General features: G+C 65.3%; 15 protein-coding genes. 6 read left to right on the top strand and 9 right to left on the bottom strand.

All coding sequences use genetic code 11. From position 1 onward, the window contains the following. Positions 1-170: 170 nt before the first annotated feature. From B2527_RS12945 to B2527_RS12930, 4 genes are read right to left on the bottom strand one after another with little or no spacing between them, the layout of a single operon-like run. A complete protein-coding gene (locus B2527_RS12945) occupies positions 171-1,013 on the bottom strand; it encodes a hypothetical protein (protein ID WP_293714126.1) in 843 nt (280 codons plus the stop codon). Beyond that, positions 1,010-1,507: a 3-isopropylmalate dehydratase gene (locus tag B2527_RS12940; protein WP_293714125.1), complete on the bottom strand. Its 498-nt coding sequence runs from the start codon at positions 1,505-1,507 to the stop codon at positions 1,010-1,012. Before B2527_RS12940 ends, B2527_RS12945 begins: the two co-directional genes overlap by 4 nt. Continuing rightward, on the bottom strand, positions 1,504-2,787 hold the full coding sequence (locus B2527_RS12935) for a 3-isopropylmalate dehydratase large subunit (RefSeq protein ID WP_293714124.1): 1,284 nt from the start codon (positions 2,785-2,787) through the stop codon (positions 1,504-1,506). Before B2527_RS12935 ends, B2527_RS12940 begins: the two co-directional genes overlap by 4 nt. After that, positions 2,784-3,581, bottom strand: a complete 798-nt coding sequence (locus tag B2527_RS12930) for a GntR family transcriptional regulator (protein WP_293714123.1) — start codon at positions 3,579-3,581, stop codon at positions 2,784-2,786. Before B2527_RS12930 ends, B2527_RS12935 begins: the two co-directional genes overlap by 4 nt. A gap of 177 nt (positions 3,582-3,758) precedes the next feature. On the opposite strand from B2527_RS12930, the gene B2527_RS12925 reads away from it, so the two are divergent. Continuing rightward, complete coding sequence (locus tag B2527_RS12925) at positions 3,759-5,045, top strand: MFS transporter (RefSeq protein ID WP_293714122.1); 1,287 nt, start codon at positions 3,759-3,761, stop codon at positions 5,043-5,045. 308 nt (positions 5,046-5,353) lie between these two features. Here the strand turns inward: B2527_RS12925 and B2527_RS12920 are convergent, their stop codons facing one another. Both B2527_RS12920 and B2527_RS12915 read right to left on the bottom strand, forming a co-directional pair. After that, positions 5,354-6,016 carry a hypothetical protein gene (locus B2527_RS12920; protein WP_293714121.1) on the bottom strand — a complete coding sequence of 221 codons (663 nt, stop codon included), beginning with the start codon at positions 6,014-6,016 and terminating at the stop codon, positions 5,354-5,356. A 61-nt stretch (positions 6,017-6,077) separates the two neighbouring features. Beyond that, on the bottom strand, positions 6,078-8,192 hold the full coding sequence (locus B2527_RS12915; protein WP_293714120.1) for a TonB-dependent receptor: 2,115 nt from the start codon (positions 8,190-8,192) through the stop codon (positions 6,078-6,080). A gap of 366 nt (positions 8,193-8,558) precedes the next feature. On the opposite strand from B2527_RS12915, the gene B2527_RS12910 reads away from it, so the two are divergent. Then, a complete protein-coding gene (locus B2527_RS12910; protein ID WP_293714119.1) occupies positions 8,559-10,157 on the top strand; it encodes an alpha/beta fold hydrolase in 1,599 nt (532 codons plus the stop codon). A 42-nt stretch (positions 10,158-10,199) separates the two neighbouring features. Here B2527_RS12910 and B2527_RS12905 read toward each other — a convergent pair whose 3' ends face one another. Together B2527_RS12905 and B2527_RS12900 are read right to left on the bottom strand one after the other, a co-directional pair. Further along, positions 10,200-11,138 (bottom strand): VOC family protein, encoded by a 939-nt coding sequence (locus tag B2527_RS12905; RefSeq protein ID WP_293714118.1) that lies wholly within the window; start codon positions 11,136-11,138, stop codon positions 10,200-10,202. 354 nt (positions 11,139-11,492) lie between these two features. After that, complete coding sequence (locus B2527_RS12900) at positions 11,493-12,281, bottom strand: GntR family transcriptional regulator (RefSeq protein ID WP_293714117.1); 789 nt, start codon at positions 12,279-12,281, stop codon at positions 11,493-11,495. A 57-nt stretch (positions 12,282-12,338) separates the two neighbouring features. Between B2527_RS12900 and B2527_RS12895 the strand changes: the two genes are divergently transcribed. From B2527_RS12895 to B2527_RS12880, 4 genes are read left to right on the top strand one after another with little or no spacing between them, the layout of a single operon-like run. Next, the gene (locus B2527_RS12895) at positions 12,339-13,118 is read left to right on the top strand and encodes an enoyl-CoA hydratase/isomerase family protein (RefSeq protein WP_293714116.1); all 780 of its coding nucleotides are present in this window, start codon (positions 12,339-12,341) and stop codon (positions 13,116-13,118) included. Between the two features lie 7 nt (positions 13,119-13,125). Continuing rightward, a complete protein-coding gene (locus B2527_RS12890; RefSeq protein WP_293714115.1) occupies positions 13,126-13,458 on the top strand; it encodes a DUF1330 domain-containing protein in 333 nt (110 codons plus the stop codon). Next, complete coding sequence (locus tag B2527_RS12885) at positions 13,455-14,498, top strand: nitrilase-related carbon-nitrogen hydrolase (RefSeq protein ID WP_293714114.1); 1,044 nt, start codon at positions 13,455-13,457, stop codon at positions 14,496-14,498. Before B2527_RS12890 ends, B2527_RS12885 begins: the two co-directional genes overlap by 4 nt. Beyond that, positions 14,491-15,909, top strand: a complete 1,419-nt coding sequence (locus tag B2527_RS12880) for an aldehyde dehydrogenase family protein (protein WP_293714113.1) — start codon at positions 14,491-14,493, stop codon at positions 15,907-15,909. The genes B2527_RS12885 and B2527_RS12880 overlap by 8 nt, the downstream gene beginning before the upstream one ends. A 3-nt stretch (positions 15,910-15,912) precedes the next feature. Here the strand turns inward: B2527_RS12880 and B2527_RS12875 are convergent, their stop codons facing one another. Beyond that, positions 15,913-16,203, bottom strand: a complete 291-nt coding sequence (locus tag B2527_RS12875; RefSeq protein WP_293714111.1) for a hypothetical protein — start codon at positions 16,201-16,203, stop codon at positions 15,913-15,915. Positions 16,204-16,226 lie beyond the last annotated feature (23 nt).

Here is a 16,226-nt window from a genome sequence, read left to right as displayed (position 1 = left end):
CCTCCCCTTGCCTGCGGCAAAGGGAGGGGGCTGTTTGCTGCGTTCTGTCAGTGCATCGCAGTGCCGCGTTTGCCCCCTCCCTTGCGCCTGGCGCAGGGGAGGGTTGGGGAGGGGTGCTTTTGCGCTATTGCTGTTGCTTCTACCTGCAGGCAGCAACAAGCCAGCACCCGTCACCCAGCCAGCAACTCCACATGCTCCCCGGCAGGTCCACGCAGACTGCGCCGCTCAGCCGTCACCGTCACGGCCCAACCGGCTTCACGCAGCACGGTGTCATCCACAGCCGGCAGGCGCAGCGCCAGGCTGTATTGCCCGGCATGCCTGAGGTTGGCCATCGCTGGCAGTTCCACCTGATCGATCTCCACCATGCACTGCCCCGGCATCGGCACCACCGCGACCGGGTAGCGGCCTTCCAGCGGCTTGCCGTAGGCGCGGTTGAGCACGGTGATCCTGGTGTCGAACGCCCAGCCCTTGGCGCCGAGCAGGGCCGACCAGGCGCGCTGCGAGGCCTCGCGATCCGGCGTGGTCATCACTCCGATAAAGGTGTTCGCAACCGTCGCGTCGGTCATCGGCAGGTCGAACGGTGGCACCTGCGCCTTGATCTGGGTGAGGTAAAGCAACTCACCGCAGGGGCCCAGTACCTGGGCGGCGCGGATGGCATCGCTCAGTTCCAGATTGGCGGCAGGGCCCAGCACCTTGAAGGGGGCATGCAGGCCGGCGGCCAGCGTATCGATGTCCCCCACCAACACCTCCAGCGACAACCAGCCGTGGCGGAACATGGGTTCGGCAACAACCGCCGAGGCGTCCTCGATCACCCGCAATACCGGCTCGCCGGCGCTATTGGCCAGCCACGCCAGCGGCACGCCAACAAGATCAGCCAGCCCCAGCGCGGCGGCATCGCCCGCATCCAGCGTGGTGCGCTGATGCACCTGCATCGCCAGTTGGCCGACATAGGCATCGCAGACCTGCTGCAGGTCCCGGGCAATCAGGGTGGCGTGGAGGATGCCCTGTTTCATGTGCGGCGCTCCGCGGCCAGTTTGCGTTCCAGCCAGGGCATCAGGCCGCCACCGGCGACGATCTCCATCAGCTGGGGCGGGATTTTTTCACAGTCGAATTCGCGCCCGGTGCTGTGGTTGATGATGCGGCCCTCGACCGGGCGGACTTCCAGCGCGTCGCCACGCGCGGCCTGCAGGTCGGCGCAGACCAACGCCGGCACGCCGAGGTTGAGTGCATTGCGGTAGAAGATGCGCGCGAACGACTTGGCGACGATGGCGCCCACCCCCAGTTCGGCCAGGGCCTGCACCGCTTGTTCGCGGGAGGAGCCAATGCCGAAGGATTCACCGCCCACCACGATGTCGCCAGGGCGCACTTCGCTGGCGAACGCCGGGTCCACCGCTTCCAGGCAGTGGCTGGCGAGCACGCGCATCGGTTCGCGCATATACGGGCCGGGTGCCAGCACATCGGTGTCGATGCGGTCGCCGAAGACGAAGGCCTTGCCACGGACATTCATGCGCCTACTCCCAGCAGTTCGCGCGGATCACAGATTTCGCCCTTCACCGCGGCGGCGGCAACACTGTACGGCGAGCCCAGGTAGACCTGTGCATCGGCCGAGCCCATGCGGCCCTTGAAATTGCGTGCCGTGGTGGACATGCAGACTTCGCCACTGCTGAGCATGCCGGCACCCATGCCGGCGCAGGCGCCGCAGCCGGATGGCAGCAGGATGGCACCGGCTTCGGTCAGGGTGGCAAGGGTGCCTTCGGCCGTGGCCTGGGCGGTCATTGCCACCGAGGCCGGGGCGATCAGCAGGCGCGTGCCCTTGGCGATCCGGCGGCCCTTCAATACCTCGGCGGCCATGCGCAGGTCGGTGAGCTTGGCACCGGTGCAGGCACCGATATAGGCCTGGTCGATGCGGACCTTGCCGTGCTCGCCCACCGGCCGGCTATTGGCCGGGCTGTGCGGCGCGGCTACGTGCGGTGCGATCTGCGCGGCGTCGTAACGGTAGTGATGCAGGTAGTTGGCGCCCTCGTCGCTGCGCCACTGCGCAGGATCGCCGAGGAAGGGCTTGCCGGCCTGTTCCAGTGCGGCCAGCGTGGTTGCGTCGGGCTCGACGATGCCGGTCTCCGCGCCCAGTTCGGCGGCCATGTTGCACAGGGTCAGGCGCTCATGCATCGGCATGGCCTGCACGGCGCTGCCGCCGTACTCGAAGACCTGGCCTTCGTTGCCCATGCCGTACTGGCCGCACAGCATCAGCATCACGTCCTTGGCGCTGACGCCGGCGGCGAGCCTGCCATCGAGTTGCACGCGGGTGGTCTGCGGCACGCGCAGCCAGACTTCGCCGGTGACCAGGGCGCCGGTGATGTCGGTGGCACCCATGCCCACCATGAAGGCGCCAAACGCGCCGCCGCTGGGCGAGTGCGAGTCACCGCCCACGCAGAACATGCCGGGCTGCACATGGCCGTGTTCCTGCAGCACCACGTGGCAGATGCCGAGCATGTCGTAGTGGGTAACGCCCTGCGCCTGCGCCCACTTGCGGGTGAGGGCGAGGATGTCGGCGCTTTCCATGTCCACGGCGGGCACGAAGTGGTCCGATACCACCACCACCTTGTCCGGGTCCCACACCTTGGCGCCGAGCTTTTCCAGCCGCGAGGCCACCCGCCGTGGGCCGCCGGAGTCGTGCATCATCAGCAGGTCGAGCCTGGCGGTGAGGATTTCACCCGCGCGCACGGTCTCACGCCCGCAGGCACGGGCGAGGATCTTTTCGGCAAGCGTTGCACTTACAGTCGCACTCAAACGGGCGTCTCCGGGTTGTTGGCTTCGTAATCCAGGCGCATCTGGTAGCGCAGCTGGTCAGGGCGGTATTGGATTTCCAGCAGGTCCTGCAATTGCTGGTTGGCATTGAACGAGCGCCGCTCCAGGGTCATCACTGCCTGGCCGGTGGACATCTGCAGGTGCATGGCCGACAGCGCGCCCACGCGTAGGGCCGACACGGTCTGCTGCACCCTGGCCACATCGATGCCGCAACGGCGGAACAGCTCGATGCGCGAGCCATGGGCCAGGTTCTCGGCGTTGAAGTCCGGGTGCACGGTGCGGGTCCAGCTGGCGTAGTAGCCGAACGGGTGGCCGTGACGGCTGCGCACGCGCACGCAGCGCACCAGGGTTTCGCCGGGCGCGCTGCCGAACAGCTCGCGGATGGGCTCGGGCGGTACCACCCGTTCCCAGCCCAGCAGGCGCACCTGGGTGTTGCCGGCCAGGGTGTCCAGGCTGTGCATCAGCTCGCCCAGCGGGGTCTTCAGCGGCATCGGGATGGTGGAGGTGCGCACCTTGCCGCCGACCACCCGCGTGCCGCGGCCGCGCTGGCGCACCAGCAGGCCGTCGTCGGCCAGCAGCTGCAGGGCCTGGCGCACGGTGACCCGCGAAATGCGCAGACGCCTGGCCAGTTCCTCCTCGCGTGGCAACTGCTCGCCGTCGCCGATCTCGCCGCGCTCGATCAGCCCGCGCAGGAAGCCCTGCAGCTGGTGGTAGAGCGGCGCATGCACGTCGCGGCGGAGGATGCCCTCCAGGGATTGAGTGGTGAACGGGTCCAAGGCGAGGGTTCTGGCAGAGTCAGAATAATCTTAATGATATAACTATATAACTATATTTGACCGGTGCCGCAATCACCGCTGCGGGCTACATACGGCGCCCGCTCTGTGCCATTCTTTGTCCGGACATTGTTGTAGTGGCATGCGTTCCCCGTTCACCCTTACGCAACAGGTGTGCCGATGAAACGTTTCTACCCGTGGCTGATCTGCATCGTGGCCATGCTGATGCTGGCGATCTCCAATGGCATGACCATGACCGGGATCACCGCCTTCGACCCGTCACTGCTGGACGAGTTCGGCTGGAGCCGTGGCCAGCTCAAGTTCCGCGACATGTTCAACCTGCTGCTGGCGGCGCTGCTGTCGCCCTTCGTCGGTGCGCTGATCGATCGCATTGGCGTGCGCAGCTTGGCCCTGTTCGGCAGTGTGCTGCTGGCGATCCTGTACGCGGCCTACTCGCAGGTGCATTCCATCGCCCATGTCTACCTGATCCATGTCGGCTTTGCCGCGGTGGTGGTGAGCAGTGGCCTGAGCGTGGCGGTGATCATGGTCTCGCAGTGGTTCCAGACCCGCCGGGGTACCGCGCTGGGCATTGCGCTGGTGGGCAGCAGCCTGGGGGGCATGCTGGTGCCCAAGATCATCGTCGCCTTGTTGCCGGCGCATGGCTGGCGCGGCAGTTTCCTGCTGATGGCGGTTATCCCGCTGGCCCTGTTCGTGTTGTGCCTGGCACTGGTGCGTTCACCCGATGGCAAGGGCCTGCGGCGCTGGGGCGAGGGCCAGGCCGTGGCCACCAGCAGTCCGGGGCGCTGCAGCCTGCTGCCGGACCTGAGTTATCGCCAGGCCCTGCGCACGCGCACTTTCTGGGCGTTGGCACTGGTGGCGGTGACCACGTTCTGGGGAATCATGTCGCTGTCCTCGCACCTGATCCTCAACATGAAGGACCTGGGTTTCAACGGCAAGCAGGCGGCCGATGGCATGTTCCTGCTGTTCGGGCTGGGCATGGTCGGCAAGTTCCTGTTCGGCTTCCTGGCCGATGTGACCACCTCCAAGAAGGTATTTGTCTGCAACGTGGCGCTGATGGCGGTAGGCGCGGTGATCATCGCCCTGCAGCAGGCCAGCCTGTTGTGGACCGGCTTGATCGTGATGGGTCTAGGCTGGGGCGGGCTGTACGCGATACTGCAGCTGCAGATCGTCGAAGCCTTCGGGCTCAGCGCGGCCGGCAAGATCCTTGGCACCATCTCGCTGATGGACGCCACCTCGGCGGGTCTGGGCATCTGGCTGACGGCGGTGATGTTCGATCACTTCGGCAACTACCACGTCGCATTCACGGTGATCGCGGTGCTGGTGGTGATTGGTTTGCTGGCTTCGTTCTTCGTCCGTGACGAGCGGCGCCTGGCGTTTGCTGATGCGGCAGGCGAGGGCGCGCAGGCATCAGGGCAGGATTCGGCCGTGGTGCGCGGAATGGTTTGACACCCCGCTCGCCACACCCGATCACGTCGACGCGCTGTCACCGTAGCCCGGGCAAGCGCAGCGCACCCGGGAAATGGGCCGCAGCTGCAGGACCGGCGTAAGCAGCGAAGCTGAAATTGCGGAGCGTTGCGCCATCTGACGATCTGCATGCTTCACGGCTTACGCCGCTCTTACAACAGCAATCAGGCTACGCGCTTTCGATGTTTCCCCGGGTGCGCTTACCCGGGCTACGTTGGTCATGGGTAGGGCTGTACAACGACAAAGGCCCGCTTGCGCGGGCCGTTGTCGTGCACGTCACCTGGCAGAATTCAGAACGGCTTGAGCTTGCCCAGCACCATGATGGTCAGGATGATCAACCAGATGCACAGCACCGGGATCTTCACCCGCGCCACCAGCTGCTTGAGCGACTGCTGATCAGCATCACTCGCCGTGCCGGTCACCACCTTGCCGAACAAGGGGCCGAACGGACGCAGTTGAATGCGCACCAGCAAGCCCATGCTGATGATGCCGGCGAACAGGATCAGCTTGGCACCCAGCCAGCGGCTCTGCACGATGAAGCCACCCTCACTCAACGCATCGATGCCCGCGGCTACGCAGCCGACCAGCACCAGCAGGCGCAGGTAGAAATCCACGCGCGCGATGCGCAGGCCGGCGGCCGAGTGTTCCTTGAGGAAGGCTGCCCAGGCCAGGCCCAGCCACGCCAGCGTGCCCAGCCATACCAGCCACAGCCAGCCCTGCAGCGGCAGCAGCCCGGCCTGTGTGGCCACGGTCAGCCCGGTGCCCAGCGCCATGATCAGGCAGGTACGCGGGATCATGTCCAGCAGCATCATGGCCTTTGCCGAGAACAGGCGCACCGGCAGCGGCTGCGCAGGGTCGGCGATCTTGCCGGCGATGTAGAACACACCCAGGTCGCCGCCCAGCCAGTAGCCGCCGATCAACAGGTGCAACAACAACAGCAGTTGGTAATCCATCGTGGTCTCCAAAAGACATCGCTCCCGTGTGGGAGCGATGTGTGGGGCAAAGTGGTGGTGCTTACCAGAAGCGGTACTTGAGCTCGAGGCCGTAGGTGCGCGGCACATTGGGGTAGATCACACCGATGCCCAGGCCGGCAATATCAAAGCCACCGGTGGAGGAGAACTCGTTGCCCAGGTTCTTGCCCCATGCAGCCACCGACCAGTTGGCATCACGCGGCTCGTAGGAGATGCGTGCGTTGTACTCGGTGTTGGCGCGGGTCATGATCAGCCGCGAGGTGTCCTGGTTCTGGTAGTACTCATCGGTATGGCGGGCCTGGCCACTGAACACCAGGTCGGCGTTGCCGACCGGCTGCACATAGGTGGCTGCCAGGGTCCACTGCATGTCCGGCGAACTCTTCATCGAGCGGCCCTTGAAGTAGGCCGCATTGACCGCAGCATAGTCCTTGTACTCACCGTCGATGGTGCCGATGCTGGCATCCACGCGCAGCTTGCTGGTCAGCTGTGCCTGGGCGTCCACCTCGAAGCCCTGGATCAACGCACCGGTGGCATTGGTCATCACGAACACGCCATCGGAGTTCACCGCGGTCAGCTGGATGCCGTCGTAATCCAGGCGGTAGTAGTCGGCGTTCAGACGCAGGCGGTTGTCCCACAGCGTGGACTTCACGCCTACTTCGTAGGCGCGCAGGGTCTCGGCATCCACCGGGGTGACAGTGTCATAGGTGGTGCCGCGGCCGTTGAAGCCGCCGCTCTTGAAGCCGGTGGTGACGCTGGCATAGCCCATCACGTTGTCGTTGAAGTCGTAGGACAGCAACACCTTCCAGTCGGGGCGGTTCCAGCTCTTCTCCAGCGCCTTGCTGTAGTTCGGGTCACCGTTGGCCTTCACCGAGCGCACCAGGAAATCCTTGTTCTCGTAGCTGTAGCGGCCGCCCAGGGTGAAGGTCAGCTTGTCGGTGAACTTGTAGTCGCCCTGTGCGTACAGCGCGTACGCGGTGGTGTCCTGCTTGACGTAGTTGGTGCCACCGCGGGTGAAGATGTCATTGCGGGTGGGCTGGTCGTTGTGCTCCTTGAAGGCGAAGACACCGGCCACCCAGCTGAACGGCCCTTCGGTCTGCGAGGTGAACTGGGCCTCGTAACCGCGCTGGTTCTGCTTCTGGTCCTGTTCCAGGTGGTAGCGCATCTGCTCGGTGCCATCCACGTCCATGTAGAAGTGATGCTGCAGCTCGCGGTAGTGCAGGATGCTGCGCCAGGAGAATGCGCCGAAGTCGGTTTCGTTGGTCAGGGCGACGCCGAACTGGTCCAGGTCGTTGATGCCGAGCGTGTCGGTGCGGGTCCTGTAGAAGCTGCCCAGCTTGGGCGTGACCTTGTCCGTGTTCGGGTCCAACGCCACCGGGGTACCCCAGGCCGGGGTGGAGCGCTCGCGCAGGCGGTCGATGCTCAGGGTAGCGTAGGAGGCTTCACCCCAGGTGCTGGCCAGCGACACGCGCCCGGCCACGACCTTCTGGTCGTTGACCATGCGGTCATGGGTCAGGTCCTTCATGATGCCGTCGCGGTTGCGGCTGAGCACGGCCGCCGACACGTCCAGGGTTTCGCCGATGCGGGTGGCGAACATGGCGCGGCCATCCAGCCGCCCGAGGTTGCCGGCGCTGGCATCGAAGGCCAGCTTGTCTTCGCCGGTCGGCTTCTTCGAGATGTAGCGGATGGCGCCGCCGGTGGCATTGCGGCCGTACAGGGTGCCTTGCGGGCCGCGCAGTACTTCGATGCGGTCCACGTCGTAGAGGTCGAGCATGGCGCCGTTCTGGCGTGCGATGTAGACGTCGTCGATGTACAGCGCCACGGCCGGGTCGTTGGTGAACATCGACTCGTCGGCGCCGACGCCGCGCATGATGATCTTGGCGCCCGAGCTGGTGCCGGTGTTCTGTTCGATGATGATGTTGGGCGTGGTGAACTTGACGTCATCCACGCGCTGGATCTGCATGCGGTCCAGGGCCGGCCCGCTGATCACGCTCATGCTGAGCGGTGTTTTCTGGATCTGTTCTTCGCGTCGCTGGGCGGTCACGCTGACCTGGTCCAGCTGCACGGCTTCCTTGTCAGACGACTGGGCGTAGGCATCGCCGCTGCCGATGGCCGTCATGATCGCAACAGTCAAAGCACTCCGGTACAGAACATCTTTCATGACTCGCCTCGTAGCGTGATGAAGGAAAAGCTCGTTCGGGTGGGGGGAAAACATCAACATATAGATATATCAATGCTTCCTAACGAGTATTCCGCCATTTGTCCGGACAATCAACCGGACTATTGCACGTTTTTTACATGCGGCAAGAACGTGTTGAATCCACTGTAACCACATGAATCAAAAGAATTTATATAAAGTTAATGGGCTTTATTGTTTGTCTTATAGGTTTGGTTGTTAGGTCAATTGAAGATTGATTGCTGCGGGTGCAGCACATCATCCAGGTGCGGCAAACCGTGGGCACGGTCACACACGACCCTGATTAGATTATTGATATAACAATAGTCATATCCGCCAATGGGTCCGACCATGCACAGCACCCGCAGCCGTCGTCAGTTCATCCGCATCGGTGATCGCGCCGTGCACTACCGTTATGCAGGGCAGGGGCCGGTGTTGATGCTGTTGCATCAATCACCGCAGAACTCGCGCATGTGGTTGCAGATGATCGAGCGCTTCGCTGATCGCTATACCGTGATCGCACCGGACACGCCGGGCTTTGGCTATTCCGATCCACTGGCCGATGCGGCACCGGGCATTGACCGCTTTGCCGAAGCCACCCTGGAGCTGGCCGATGCGCTGGGCATCGAACGCTTCGCATTGTTCGGCATGCATACCGGTGGCCTGATCGGCATGCACCTGGCGTGGAGGGCACCGGAGCGTCTGCACTGTCTGATCATCGATGGCTATGCCTTGTTCAACGATGCCGAGCGCGCACGCTATACCGATCGCTACCTGCCGCCCTTCGTTCCCAGCTGGGATGGCGGTCACCTGCGTTGGCTGTGGTCGCGCATGCGCGAGCAGCTGTACTTTTTCCCATGGTGCGATCCATCGGCCGAGTGTGCGATCGCGTTGCCACCGTATGACACGCAGGGCACGCACGACGCTGCAATGGACATCCTCGATGTGGGTGACAACTACCGCAGCGGCTACGGTGCGGCGTTCCGCTACACCCAACGGCAACGTGTGGCCGAGCTGCAGTGTCCGGCATGGTTGATCTACCGCCATGATGACGTGCTGCTGAGCCATCGCGCGCGGCTGCCGGCGCTGCCGGCCAATGTCCGCAGCGAGGAAGAGCCCGATGGTGTTGAAGGTCTGCATCGGCGCATGGACAGCCTGCTGCAGCAGTCCACCCAGCCGCTGCTGGCGCCTGTCCCGCTGGCTGCGCGCGAGAAGGACGGTTGGACGCGTCGCATCATCGACACGCCGGTAGGCGAAGTGGCGGTAAGGTTGCGCCGCGGCAGCAACGGTGCGGTGTTGCATATCCATTCGCCCGGGCAGGCACCGTTGCCGGTAGCTGTATTGCAGGTCGATGCGCGCACGCAGATAGCGGTGGAGTTGCCGGGCCATGCAGGCTCGGCGGAAATCACCGCGCCACTGACGGTGGAGACCATGCAGACTGCCCTGTGTGCGGTGCTTGAGGACGTGGTGCCCGGACAGGCCGTGGCGGTGCAGGCATACGAGGCGGCGGCAGCCTACGTAGCGGACCTGGCGGCCTACCTGGGCGCACGTCTTACGGAAGTCGCCTTGCACAGACCGTGGCTGTTGCAGGCGGACGAATGTGCCTGCCTGCTCGCGCGCCTGCCGGACCCTGCGCTGCATGCCGCAGGCGGGCATATGGCCGAGGCCTGGCAATGGGAGCGGGAGCGTCACCTGCTGTGGCCGTGGCTGCCAGCCAGTGCCGCAGCGCGCCGTCTGGTGGCCGCGCCGGATGCCGCGCAGGTGCATGCCAACGTGGTTGAGCTGTTGCGTCTGGGGGCGCAGCTGCCACTGGTATTCGCCGGGGTAGCGGTGGCCGACACCGGCCTGCGCTTGTCAGCCTTGCGCGTACCGGTGACGGTGCATGCGGATGCGCAGGACGACTACCAAGGCCGCAGCGCGGCCCTGGTGACAGACCTGGCGACGCGTTGATGGCCAGCGGCGCAGCCGCCTTGCAGCGGCTGCGCCGGTTACTCACACCGGTTGCAGCAACTCCAGCTGTTCCCCGTCCGGGCCCAGCAGGGTGGCGATGGCGCAGGGGCCAAACCCGGGTACATCCAATACTGCACGCGCGATCAGTTCAGCACCCAGCTGTTGCAGCTGGGCCACATCGGCGTCCAGCGCATCGCTGAGCAGGGTGGCCGAGAGGATGCCGATATTGGGTGGCACCGCGAGGTCGCGCAGCGGTGCATCCGGCAGGTGCTCCATGTCCAGGTAGGCGAACATTTCCACCCGTCCCGGCACGATGTGCCCGTCCTTGATCAGGTTGACGTTGTGGATGCGCACCGGCCGGTCGGTGCCGAGCAGGGTCTGCAGTTCGGGGAAATCGAGCACGCGGTCGAACAGCACCTCGAAGCCCAGGGCGCGATAGAACGCAACCGAACGCGCTACATCGCGGGTTGCCAGGGCAATGGTCTGCACCACGCTGACATCGGTGTTCAGGGGGCCGCGCAGTTCGCCGCCTTTTTCGTAGGAGAACACGTCAAGACGGATACCGTCCGGATCGTCGTTGATCGAGTCGCGCACCGCGACCTGCTCGCTGACCTCCCAGTAGCTGGGTTCGTGCGCACTGCTGCCGCCGGCAGCGGTAATGGCCTGCATGGTGGCCAAGGCGTCCCGGCAGCGGAAGTTGAGCGCGTAGTAACCACTGCCGTTGTAGAGATTGCCGGCGTTCCACAGGCGTTGGCCCGGCGCGTCGAATGCAACCAGGCGGATTCTTCCCAGGCCCGAATCATCGGGCGCAAGCATGGCGTACTCGCCACGCAGGCTGGAATCAAAACGCCATAGCGGTGCCAGATCCGGGGCAAGCGCGGCGCGCGTCTGCACGCGATAGCCCAGTGCGTTTTCGTAAAAGGCGCAGGCTTGCTGCAGGTTGCTCACGCCAAGGGTAACTGCCTTCACTTCGGACAACATGCCGGACTCCTGCAACAGGAACGTGGAAAGGTCCTACCTGTTCCGATCCTGCAATATGTCCGGACAAATTGTCCAGTGATGCTGGTCGTATCGCGCACCACGGTAGCGTCGGGGTCACCCATGTAGTGCCGAGCCATGCTCGGCAAGGGGTTTTACCGGGGAGTGCGTCTGCCGAGCATGGCTCGGCACTACACCGGGGAAGCGTGTCTGCCGAGCATGGCTCGGCACTACGGGAGGGGCTTGTGGGAGCGCAGGCAGCAGCCCCTCTCCCGCCTGCGGGAGAGGGGTTGGGGTGAGGGTGCTTCTGATTGCGCAGTTGCGGCGGCCTGCCGCCCTCAGGCGGCAGCGCAGGCCTCAGTCATGCCCGCCAGCATCCACATCCAGTGTCATCTGGTAGGTGAACTGGTCCGGGCGGTACTGCACGCTCAGCAGGTCGACCAGGTTGCCGTCGCCGTCATAGGAGCGGCGTTCCAGCGACAGCAGCGCGGTGCCGGGTTCCACCTTCAGGTGCATGGCGGCAATGGCATCGGCATTGACCGCCGACAGCACCTGTTCCACCTGCTTGATCTGGATGCCCACGGCCTGGAACAGCTTCAGGCGCGAGCTGTTGGCCAGCTTGGACTCGTTGAAGTCCGGGTGGTCGGTGCGGGTCCAGCTGTTGTAGTAGCCAAACGGGGTGTCGCCACGCAGGCGCAGGCGGATGGCGTGTACCAGCACATCGCGGGGGCCGGTGTCGAACAGCGCCCGGATCGGCTCCGGCGGCACCGCACGGCGGAACTGCAGCAGTTGCACCTTGGTGTGCTCGGCCAGTACCTCCAGGCTTTCCAGCAGCCCGGTCAAGGGGCTGTGCATGGGCTTGGGCCGCGAGCGGTGGATGACATGCGTGCCCTTGCCACGGCGGCGCTCGACCAGACCCTCGGCGGCCAGCTCGTCCAGCGCCCGCTTGGCGGTGATGCGCGATACACCGAAACCTTCGGCCAGGTCGAACTCGGTGGGGATACGTGCACCGCGCGGGATCTCACCATTGAGGATGCGATCACGCAGCAGGCTGAACATCTGGTGGTAAAGCGGCGTCGGCAGGTCGTTGCGCAGCAGCTTGTGCGCGTTGGAACTCAGCAATGTGGCCAGCGTCTCCTGGGACATCGTCGCTTCACCCTCCTTTGGCTTAATGCTATAACGATATGACAAATAGGGTAGATCATGATCACTGAAGACACTGTGATTTGCTGGAGCCGTGACGGAGCGCTCGCTCGCATCGGTATCCACCGACCGGACAAGCGCAACGCCCTGGCCACCCGCCACTGGGCCGCGATCGAGGCCGCACTGGACGAAATTGCCGCCAGTGACGCCCAGATTGTGGTGATCTCCGGCGTACCGGGTGCCTTCAGCGCCGGTGCCGATATCGACGAACTGGGCCAGTTGCTGGCAGCGCCGGCGGCCTTTGCCGCCAACAATGCCCAGGTCCAGCGCACCCAGCTCAAGCTGCAACGCCTGCCGCAGACCACCCTGGCCGTCATCGACGGTGCCTGCGTCGGTGGTGGCCTAGGCCTGGCGCTGGCCTGTGACCTGCGCCTTGCCAGTGCCCGCAGCCGGTTTGCCATCACCCCAGCCAAGCTCGGATTAGTTTACAGCGCCGACGACAGCCGCCGGTTGGTCAATACGGTCGGCATGGCGCGCGCCCGCGAAATGCTGCTGACCGGGCGCCTGCTCGATGCCCAGACCGCACAGGCCTGGGGGTTGGTCAGCCAGTTGGCCGGTGAGGAGGGTATCCAAGCGGTGGAACAGGCACATGTCCAGCAACTGCTGGCCACCTCCGGCCAGGCGCGGCGGGCGATCAAGACCGTGCTCGGCCACCTGGGGGGGGACGCCAGCATCGATCTGGCCCAGGCCGATGCGGCCTTCAACGATGCCTTCAGCAGTTGCGATTTCGTCGAAGGCGCCGCTGCCTTCCTGGAAAAGCGCGCCCCGCGCTTCAGCTGAGTACGCCATGTCCGCCTACCTGATCATCGAAGCCCACATCACCGACCCGCAGCGTTTTGCCGCCTATGCCCGCGCAACCCCCGAGGTGGTGGCGCGCTACGGCGGCCACTACCTGGTGATGGGCGGCGAGCAACAGAGCCTGGAGGGCGAGCACGCCGCGGCCCGCACCGTGGTCTCGCAGTGGCCGGACCGCGCCGCCGCGCTGGCGTTCTGGCACAGCCCCGAATACACCGCGATCAAGCCGCTGCGTGCGGGCACCGGCACTTTCCGGGTGCTGCTGGCCGACGGCGCGCGCATCCAGATCCTCAACGACACCGCTACCGAAGGTAACGCCGCATGATCGACGCCTATCGCGCGCTGGCACTGCAGACCACCTGCCGTGCCATCAATGCCTGCACCACGCCGGAGGACGCCGCTGCCACCGTGGCCGACAACATCGCCCGCGTCGGCCGCCAGATCCGCGCCTCCAAAGCCTTCATCGGCGCCGACCTGAAGCTGGTGGTGCTGCCGGAATACTTCGCCACCAGCTACCCGCTGGGCGACACCATCCCCGGCTGGGCAGCCAAGGGCTGCTTCGCGATGGATGGCAGCGAGTACGAGCAGCTGGGCCGCATCGCCCAGGACAACGGCGTCTACCTGTGTTCCAACGCCTACGAGCGCGACCCGCACTTCCCCGAGCTGTACTTCCAGTCCTCGGTGATCCTGGATGACAGCGGCAACCAGATCCTGCGCTACCGCCGGCTGATCTCGCTGTACGCGCCCAGCCCGCATGATGTCTGGGACAAGTACCTGGACGTGTACGGCATCGACGGCGTGTTCCCGGTGGCGCGTACGCCGCTCGGCCGCCTGTCCTGCATCGCCTCGGAGGAAATCCTGTATCCGGAAATCGCGCGTGCGATGGGCCTGCGTGGCGCCGAAGTGTTCCTGCATTCCACCAGCGAAGTCGGCAGCCCCGAACTGACCCCCAAGGACATCGCCAAGCGCGCCCGCGCGCTGGAAAACATGGCCTATGTGGTCTCGGCCAATACCGCCGGCATCAGTGGCGTGGACATCCCGCTGGGCAGTGCCGATGGCATGAGCAAGATCGTCGATGACCAGGGCCGGGTGCTGTCCGCCGCCGGCACCGGCGAGTCGATGGCCGCCTATGCCGACCTGGATATCGCCGGCCTGCGCCGCCGCCGGCTGCGCCCGGGCATGGGCAATTTCCTCTCGCGCTTGCCGCAGGCGGCAATCAATGCCGGCCTGGGCAGCACCGCCTTGAAGCCCAACGCCCTGCTGCAGGGCGACAGCTTGAAGATCCCGCAGCGGGCCGACTTTGCCGCCCGCCAGAAAGCCACCCTTGATGCACTGTTGAGCGCCGGAGTACTGGGCAATGACTGACGCAACCACGCTGCCACTGCGCAACCCCCGCACCGGGCTGTCCGACGGCGAGCTGCCGATCACCAGCGCCAGCGAAGTCGCCGTGCTGGGCGCGCAGCTGCGCCAGGCGCAGCTGGCCTGGGCCGAGCGCAGCATCGAGGAACGCTGCGCGTGCCTGGGCGCCCTGGCCGACGCGCTGGTCGCGCGTCGCGATGGCTTCCTCGATGCATTGCTGGCCGATACCGGCCGCTGGCATGAATCGCAGATTGAAGTGGACGGCACGGTCGGCGCGATCCGCCGCTGGGCGCAGCAGGCCGCAGGCTGTCTTGCGGAAAAGCCGGCCCAACAGGAAGCCATCCCTTTCATCCAAAGCCAGCAGACCTGGGTGCCGTATGCGGTGGTGGGCGTGATCAGCCCGTGGAACTTCCCGCTGATGCTGACCCTGATCGATGCCGTGCCGGCGCTGGCCGCCGGCTGCAGCATCCTGGCCAAGCCCAGCGAGGTCACCTCGCGCTTCGTGCCGCTGTTGCGTGAAGCCCTGGACGAAGCGGGTCTGGGTGCGGTGTTCAAGCTGGTCACCGGTGCCGGTGCCACCGGCCAGGCGGTGATCGAGGCCAGTGACCAGATCTGCTTCACCGGTTCGGTCGCCACTGGCCGCAAGGTGGGCGAAGCCTGTGCGCGCCGCTTCATTCCGGCCTCGTTGGAGCTGGGTGGCAAGGACCCGGCGCTGGTGCTGTCCGATGCCAACATCGCACATGCCGCACGCGCACTGGCCTGGGGCAGCTTCGTCAACGGCGGCCAGAGCTGCATGTCGATCGAGCGCGTCTACGTGGAAGCGCCGGTGGCCGATGCCTTCATCGCCGCGTTGGTGAAGGAAGCTTCCGCACTGGAGCTGGCCTGGCCGGACCCCAAGCAGGGCCAGATCGGTCCGGTGATCGCGGCCTCGCAGGTCGAACTGGTGCGCGGCCAACTGGCCGACGCCAAGGCCAAGGGCGCACGCGCGTTGACTGGTGGTGAGCTGATCGAGCAGGGTGGCGTCTGGTGTCCGCCAACGGTGTTGGTGGATGTCACCGACGAGATGGCCGTGGTTGCCGATGAGAGCTTTGCCAGCGTCCTGCCGGTGATGGTGGTGGCGGATGAAGCTGAAGCCATTGCCCGTGCCAACGCCACCGAGTTCGGCTTGTCGGCGGCGGTGTTCACGCAGAGCCCGGAGCGCGCCCAGCGTGTGGCGCGCCAGCTGCAGGCCGGTGGCATCTCGATCAATGACGCCTGCCTCACCGGCATGGTGCAGACCGCCGAAAAGCAGAGTTTCAAGCTGTCCGGCATGGGCGGTTCGCGCATGGGCACGGCCTCGATCCGCCGTTTCGTGCGCGCGCGTGCCTTGCTGATCAACAACGGTACGGCATCGCCGTGGTGGTTCCCCGCCGCGTGAGGCTCAGCAGGCCAGCACGAACTGGCCGAGAAAAATACCGGCGCCCAGCAACCACATCGCCAGCATCGCCGGGATGCTGACGATGCGCAGCGCCCAGCGTGGCCCGCGCGCGGCCACGCGGGTGATGCGGAACATCAGGAACGACAGCACCAGGCCGCCGAGGAAAAAAGCAGCAAACACGCCCCAGCCCAGGGCCCAGAAGGCCATGGATTTCGGCTCGAACTCTTCCGGACACTGGGCCATGGCCAGCGCTGACGGTGACAGTACGTAGAGCCCGAAGGCAAGCAGGCCCAAGCCCAATCTGGTTGAACGACACA

Source organism: Stenotrophomonas sp. UBA7606 (assembly GCF_002477705.1).
Taxonomy (GTDB): domain Bacteria; phylum Pseudomonadota; class Gammaproteobacteria; order Xanthomonadales; family Xanthomonadaceae; genus Stenotrophomonas.
This window is presented reverse-complemented; position numbering and strand designations above follow the sequence as displayed.